This window comes from Pantoea sp. SJZ147 (assembly GCF_007828605.1).
Taxonomy (GTDB): Bacteria; Pseudomonadota; Gammaproteobacteria; order Enterobacterales; family Enterobacteriaceae; genus Pantoea; species Pantoea allii.
The window spans coordinates 228097-234730 of the sequence record NZ_VIVB01000010.1 but is presented as its reverse complement, the minus strand read 5'-3'; the positions used below and the strand labels follow the sequence as shown (position 1 = coordinate 234730).

At 53.0% G+C, this 6634-nt stretch carries 6 protein-coding genes; 2 read left to right on the top strand and 4 right to left on the bottom strand.

Going from position 1 to position 6634, the window contains the following annotated elements:
- Positions 1-194, top strand: a 194-nt coding sequence (locus FBY13_RS23575) for a hypothetical protein (RefSeq protein ID WP_222430271.1), incomplete at its 5' end; no start/stop codon positions are given.
- Positions 195-270: 76 nt separating this feature from the next.
- On the opposite strand, the gene hemG is transcribed toward FBY13_RS23575, so the two are convergent.
- The 4 genes from hemG to pepQ are packed head-to-tail and all read right to left on the bottom strand — an operon-like array spanning position 271 to position 4257.
- Positions 271-807, bottom strand: coding sequence for a menaquinone-dependent protoporphyrinogen IX dehydrogenase (hemG, locus tag FBY13_RS16040; protein ID WP_063877936.1), 537 nt, complete (start codon positions 805-807; stop codon positions 271-273).
- Positions 808-825: 18 nt separating this feature from the next.
- Positions 826-2277, bottom strand: coding sequence for a Trk system potassium transporter TrkH (gene trkH / locus FBY13_RS16035; RefSeq protein ID WP_063877935.1), 1452 nt, complete (start codon positions 2275-2277; stop codon positions 826-828).
- A 31-nt stretch (positions 2278-2308) separates the two neighbouring features.
- Entirely contained in the window at positions 2309-2926 is a 618-nt protein-coding gene (locus FBY13_RS16030) for an IMPACT family protein (RefSeq protein WP_109717881.1), read from the bottom strand.
- On the bottom strand, positions 2926-4257 hold the full coding sequence (gene pepQ, locus FBY13_RS16025) for a Xaa-Pro dipeptidase (protein ID WP_145394596.1): 1332 nt from the start codon (positions 4255-4257) through the stop codon (positions 2926-2928). The genes FBY13_RS16030 and pepQ overlap by 1 nt, the downstream gene beginning before the upstream one ends.
- Positions 4258-4442: 185 nt before the next feature.
- On the opposite strand from pepQ, the gene fadB reads away from it, so the two are divergent.
- Positions 4443-6626 carry a fatty acid oxidation complex subunit alpha FadB gene (fadB, locus tag FBY13_RS16020; protein WP_109717883.1) on the top strand — a complete coding sequence of 728 codons (2184 nt, stop codon included), beginning with the start codon at positions 4443-4445 and terminating at the stop codon, positions 6624-6626.
- Positions 6627-6634 lie beyond the last annotated feature (8 nt).

Here is a 6634-nt window from a genome sequence, read left to right as displayed (position 1 = left end):
GATTGTCTGATAAATTGTTAAAGAGCAGTGCGAACAGCGGGTTAACCGTCTGTCGCGAGGTGGCGTATATTACGCTTTCCTCCTTCAGAGTCAACTTCTTTTTCAGAAGTTTTTCTCCGGCGGCTCAGTTTCCTGAACCTCCCGACACCGCATTCCGTAAGCCGTTGTGCCGTGTCGATGGAGGCGCATTATAGGGCGTTCGCGCGGCCTGACAAGGGTTAATTGCAAAAATATTACTGTTCGTCTCAAATTTCGCCAGATCGCGTTATTTCAGTACGATTTGCCTGGTAACTGTGCAAAATCCCTGGCAAAACGCTGTACCTGCTGCCAGTCGGTATATTCCACTTCTTTCGTCGCATCAGTTTCCCCCCCGGTCATGCGCATTATTAACTGAATCATGACCCGGTCAAACCAGCGATAGCGGGGATAATAGAGCGCACCAGCGAAAACAGCACAGCAATCAGGCTGCCAGGGCGACTGCGTTAAGAACTTGACGGTATAACCATTCGTTTCGGGCGTACGCTTCTCTGGCTTGCGCGCCGTCAGGTTAACGGAGAAGAAACCGCTTACGCGCTGCTGCAACGCAGCCAGATTATGCTTCACAAATTCACTTACCACTGGCTGGAAATGGCCATAGCGGATTGAAGCACCAATCAACACCCGATCGTACTGTTGCCAGTCAATGGCCTTTGCATCCTGGATATTGATGACATCGCAAGATTGCTGCCCCTTGATCTCATCTGCGATAGCAGAAGCTATTTTTTGCGTTTGACCATCACGGGTCGAAAAGAGAATTAACGCTTTCATCATCTGCATCCTTATTAGTTATTCTCGCCAGAAGGTCGGCGTAAATAACACCAGCAATGTGAATACCTCAAGGCGACCAAACAGCATAGTAGAAATCAAAATCCACTTTGCTACATCGTTCATAGAGGTGAAGTTATCAGCGACCACGCCCAGACCCGGGCCAAGATTGTTTAATGTCGCGGCGACCGCAGCAAACGCAGAGAAATCATCAACGCCGGTGGCAATAATCGCCAGCATGCTAATCAGGAACACCAACGCGTATGCCGAAAAGAATCCCCATACGGCTTCAAGGATACGTTCCGGCAGTGCGCGATTGCCCAGTTTAATGGTGTAGACCGCATTGGGATGGACAAGGCGCTTAAGTTCACGATTACCTTGTTTGCACAGCAGCAGAATACGAATCACTTTTAAACCGCCGCCCGTAGAACCCGCACAGCCACCAATAAATGCAGAACACAACAGCAACACCGGTAGAAACAGCGGCCAGCGCGCAATACTGTCTGTGGTGAATCCCGCAGTGGTTGCCATGGATACGACCTGGAAAAAGGCCTGGTTCAGCGTTTGCCAGCCACTGTCATACACATTGTGGAGCCACAAGACGATGGTGCAAATCAGCACCAGCGTCAGTTGCACCCCGATAAACATACGGAACTCAGGATCGCGCCAGTAAGCCCGCAGGCTGCGGTTACTGAGTAATGAGAAGTGTAGGCCGTAGTTACAACCGGAGATCAGCAGGAACACCGCCACAATGGTGTTGATCGTTCCACTCTGGAAATAGCCGATACTGGCATCGTGCGTTGAAAAACCGCCAATGGCGATAGTAGAAAAACTGTGGCCAATTGCATCAAAGGCAGGCATCCCGGCGAACCACAGGGCCAGCGCGCAGGCGACTGTCAGTAACACATAGATGAGCCAGAGCGTCTTGGCCGTTTCCGCAATGCGCGGGCGCATTTTGTTGTCTTTCAACGGGCCAGGCATTTCAGCACGATACAACTGCATGCCACCGACGCCCAGAATCGGCAGGATAGCCACGGCCAGCACAATGATCCCCATGCCGCCAAGCCACTGCAACATCTGGCGATAAAACAAGATGGCCTTGGGCAAGGAGTCCAGCCCCACCAGCGTGGTCGCGCCCGTGGTGGTCAGGCCGGAAAAGGATTCAAAAAAGGCGTCCGTAACGGAAAGATGCGGCTGCTCGGCGAAGATAAACGGCATGGCACCGACGCTGCCCAGCACGGTCCAGAACAGCACAACAATCAGGAAGCCTTCCCGGGGTTTCAACTCCGTTTTCTTCTTACGATTCGGCCACCACAGTAACGAACCGATCACCAACGCCATCATAAAAGTCTGGCTGAAGGCTCGTCCGGCACCGTCACGATAAATCAGCGCAACAAGGCCGGGTAAAATCATCGTTACCGAGAAGAGGATCACCAACAGACCGACAATGCGGGTAATGGCGCGAAAGTGCATTAAGCCGTTCCTTTAATCAAAGAGAAGAACATCATGGTGTAAGCGGAAGAAGCATTAACGCACCCCGGCTGAAGTCTGACAGATTTTGCTTGAATCCATCAATTTGTCCATAAGGCAGCGCCAGTGTCAGAAAGATACGCTCAAGATACTCACTTTCTGTGATGCTGCCTTCAAAGCGTTGCACCAAACGCTCAATATCACTCAACTGGCCGTAATCACATTGCAGGGTAAACTGCTTTACCGGCACTTTTCGTTGACGCGCCAGTTGTTTTAATCCTTGCTGAACGCCGCCGCCATACGCTTTCACCAGGCCGCCCGTGCCTAACATGATGCCGCCGTAGTAACGCACAACCACTGCGGTAATTTCTCCGATATCGGCACCCATTAACTGCGCCAGCATGGGTTTACCTGCCGTACCGGAAGGCTCACCATCATCGGAAAAGCCCAACTGCTGTGAGTCGTTGGGCGCACCCGCGACCCAGGCCCAGCAATGATGGCGGGCAGTGGGATGATCCTGCTTTACCTGCTGGACAAAAGCACGCGCCGCTTCCACGCCACAGGTGTGAGCCAGCAGCGTAATAAACCGGCTCTTCTTGATCGTCTCTTCACTGACGCTCAGCGCCTGAGCAGGAATATCAAAAGCCTCCATCAGGCAAGGTGCAGGTCGCGCGTCATGTTTTCGACGCGGTTCGCATGGATAATCACGTTGTCCTCAATGCGGATACCGCCATAAGGCTTAAGCGCATCCAGTGCCTGCCAGTTAAAATGCGAACTGAATTTACCTGCACGCAACGGGTCCAGCAGCGAATCAATAATATAGAAGCCGGGTTCAATGGTTAACACCATTCCCGGCTGGATCACCCGGGTACAGCGTAGGTAAGGATATTGCGCAGGCGCAGCAAGGTGCGTACCGCTTTCATCCTGCATAAAGCCGGCGACGTCATGCACCTGCAAACCCAGCGGATGACCTAAACCGTGCGGCATAAAAGGGCCCGTCAGATCGTCGGCGACCAATGCCTCTTCACTTATACCGTGGACCAAATCAAACGTCGTCAGCAATTTCGCAATACGCTGATGCATTTGCAGATGATAATCGGTGTAGCGCACGCCCGCTTTCAGCGTGGCAATCAAAGCCAGCTCTTCCGCGTTCATCGCCTCAACCATTTTGGCATACAGCGTTCCGCTTTGTGCGGCATAACTGCGCGTCAGGTCGGCGGCATAGCCTTGATATTCCGCGCCTGCATCAATCAGGAAACTGTAGCGTTTAGCTGGCGGTTGATGATCCAGTTTGGTGTAGTGGAGCACGGCGGCATGTTCATTCAGAGCGATGATATTGCCATAGGGCACATCGGTATCACGATGCCCGGTTGCCGTCAGGTAAGCCTGATTGATATCGAATTCACTCAGGCCCGCTGAAAAGGCCTCTTTCGCTGCACGATGCCCGGCCACGGCAATTTTTTGCGCCTGACGCATACAGCTGAGTTCGTAGTCGGTTTTAATACTGCGGTGATAATGCAGGAAATCGATCACCCCTTTTGGATTGATATTCCCCGCGTTGATACCCAGCTGTGCCGCGCGTTCGGGCACCGGGCCAATATAGGCCACGTTTTCACGCTGGGTAGGAAGGAGATCGCCAATGGCATTCGCGTTTGCCAGGCCGACAATCTCAATGTCATCGGTCCAGAAACTGTGCGGGAGAGGTTCAACGTTGTGCCAGTAGTCCACGGGCGAATAAAACCACAATCTCGGTTTGTTCACGCCATCAATCCACAACCAACAGTTTGGTACCTGTGTCACGGGCACCCAGGACTTAAATTGCGGGTTAACCTTAAACGGATAGGTATGATCATCCAGAAACACGGTGAGCAACTCGCCAGAATGGATCAGCATTGCATCCAGTTTATGACGTGCTAATACCTGCTGAGCACGTTGTTGCAAAGTAGCGATATGCGCGTGATACAAGCTTTTCAATGAATCCATTGCCGCCTCTCCAGTATCCAGAAAAGCCGCAGTTTATCACAGCCGAAATGCGGATGCCGGGTTCAGCGCAGCTGTGATCTTGTTAGCAAATAAACAAAGACTTGTTTGCAAAATATTAACATCACTCCCAAACTCACGATCATCTGGTATGACCAGATCACCTTTCGCGGTTTCAGGAGACGTACATGCTCTACCAAGGCGCTAACCTCACTCTTAACCAGTTGGATGATGGCATCGTCGAGCTGGTGTTTGATGCCCCCGGCTCCGTTAATAAGCTGGATACACAAACCGTCGCCAGCCTCGGTGAAGCGATTGCCGTGCTGGAGCAACATGCCGATCTGCGCGGCGTGCTGCTAAGTTCAGCCAAACCCGCCTTTATCGTGGGTGCTGACATTACCGAATTTCTGGCGCTTTTTGATGCGCCAACGGAAAAGCTGAGCCAATGGCTGACCTTCGCCAACAGCATTTTTAATCGCCTGGAAGATTTGCCGGTCCCCACCATCGCCGCGATCGATGGCTACGCGCTGGGCGGTGGCTGTGAATGCGTTTTAGCAACCGATTTGCGAGTTGCCACACCAACCGCCCGCTTAGGCTTACCCGAAACCAGGTTGGGTATTATGCCAGGCTTTGGCGGCAGTGTTCGCTTACCTCGCCTGTTAGGCGCTGACAGCGCGCTGGAAATCATTGCGGCAGGTAAAGACATTGACGGTTTAGCCGCACTGAAGCTTGGCCTGGTGGATGCGGTTGTCAGCCCTGATAAACTGCGCGATGCCGCGCTGACGATGCTTAAAGCGGCAGCCAGTGATGGCAGCTGGCGGGCACGTCGCGCCCCTAAATTAGCCCCGTTAAAGCTGAGCCCTGTTGAGGCCGCAATGAGCTTTACGATCGCTAAAGGCATGGTCATGCAAACGGCCGGAAAACATTACCCCGCGCCGATCTCTGCCGTTAAGACGATTGAAGCCGCAGCCGCATTAGGCCGTGACGATGCATTAAAACTCGAAACGGCAGCGTTTGTTCCTCTGGCACAGTCTGATGTGGCCCGCGCGCTCGTGGGCATTTTCCTCAACGATCAGTACATCAAAGGCCTGGCCAAAAAACGCAGCAGTGAAAGCGGCGCGCCCAAACAGGCAGCCGTGCTGGGCGCCGGTATTATGGGTGGCGGCATCAGCTATCAGTCGGCGTGGAAAGGCGTGCCGGTCAAGATGAAGGATATTAATCCGCAGGCGCTTACCTTGGGCATGAATGAAGCCAGTAAGCTTCTGAACAAACAACTGGAACGAGGCAAGATAGACGGGAATAAGCTGGCCGCCGTCATTGCGACCATTCAGCCCACGCTGGATTATTCCGGGTTCGATCAGGCCGATGTTGTGGTTGAAGCCGTGGTGGAAAACCCGCAGATCAAAGCCAGTGTGTTAGCGGAGACTGAGAAACACATGCGTGCCGATGCTATCCTGGCGTCGAATACCTCTACAATTCCCATCAGCCAGCTGGCCCAGGCGCTGCAACGTCCTGAAAACTTTTGTGGGATGCACTTCTTTAATCCGGTCCCTCGTATGCCGCTGGTAGAAGTGGTTCGCGGTGAGAAAACCAGCGAAGCCACCCTGGGGAAAGTTGTGGCATGGGCCAGTAAAATGGGCAAAACCCCCATCGTGGTCAATGACTGTCCGGGCTTCTTCGTTAACCGTGTCCTGTTCCCTTATTTTGCTGCCTTCGGCATGTTGCTACGAGACGGCGCGGATTTCCGTCAGATCGATAAAGTGATGGAAAAGCAGTTTGGCTGGCCGATGGGGCCTTCCTGGCTGCTGGACGTGGTGGGGATTGATACAGCACATCATGCGCAAAGCGTGATGGCGGATGGTTTCCCACAGCGAATGAAAAAGGATTATCGCGATGCTATCGATATTCTGTTTGAAGCAAAACGCTTTGGTCAGAAAAACGGTAAAGGCTTCTGGCGTTGGGAAGAAGACAAAAAAGGGAAGCCCAAAAAAGTGCCTGATGCTGAGGTAGATGCCTTGCTTGAACCTGCCTGTCAGCCGAAGCGGATATTTAGTGACGAAGAGATTATGAACCGCATGATGCTGCCGATGCTGAATGAAGTTGTCCGCTGCCTTGAAGAGAAAATCATTGCCTCCCCTGCCGAGGCGGACATGGCGCTGGTATATGGTCTGGGATTCCCACCATTCCGTGGAGGGGCTTTCCGTTATCTCGATACGCTGGGTAACAGTAACGTCGTGGACCAGGCGAAACGCTATACGGCACTGGGCGGTCTGTATGCGCTACCGGCCCTTTTGTCCGAAAAAGCGCGCCACCATGAAAGCTGGTATCCCGCCGTCAAACCGATTGATGAAGCCGCGTTCAGAAGCGCCTGAGGGAATAA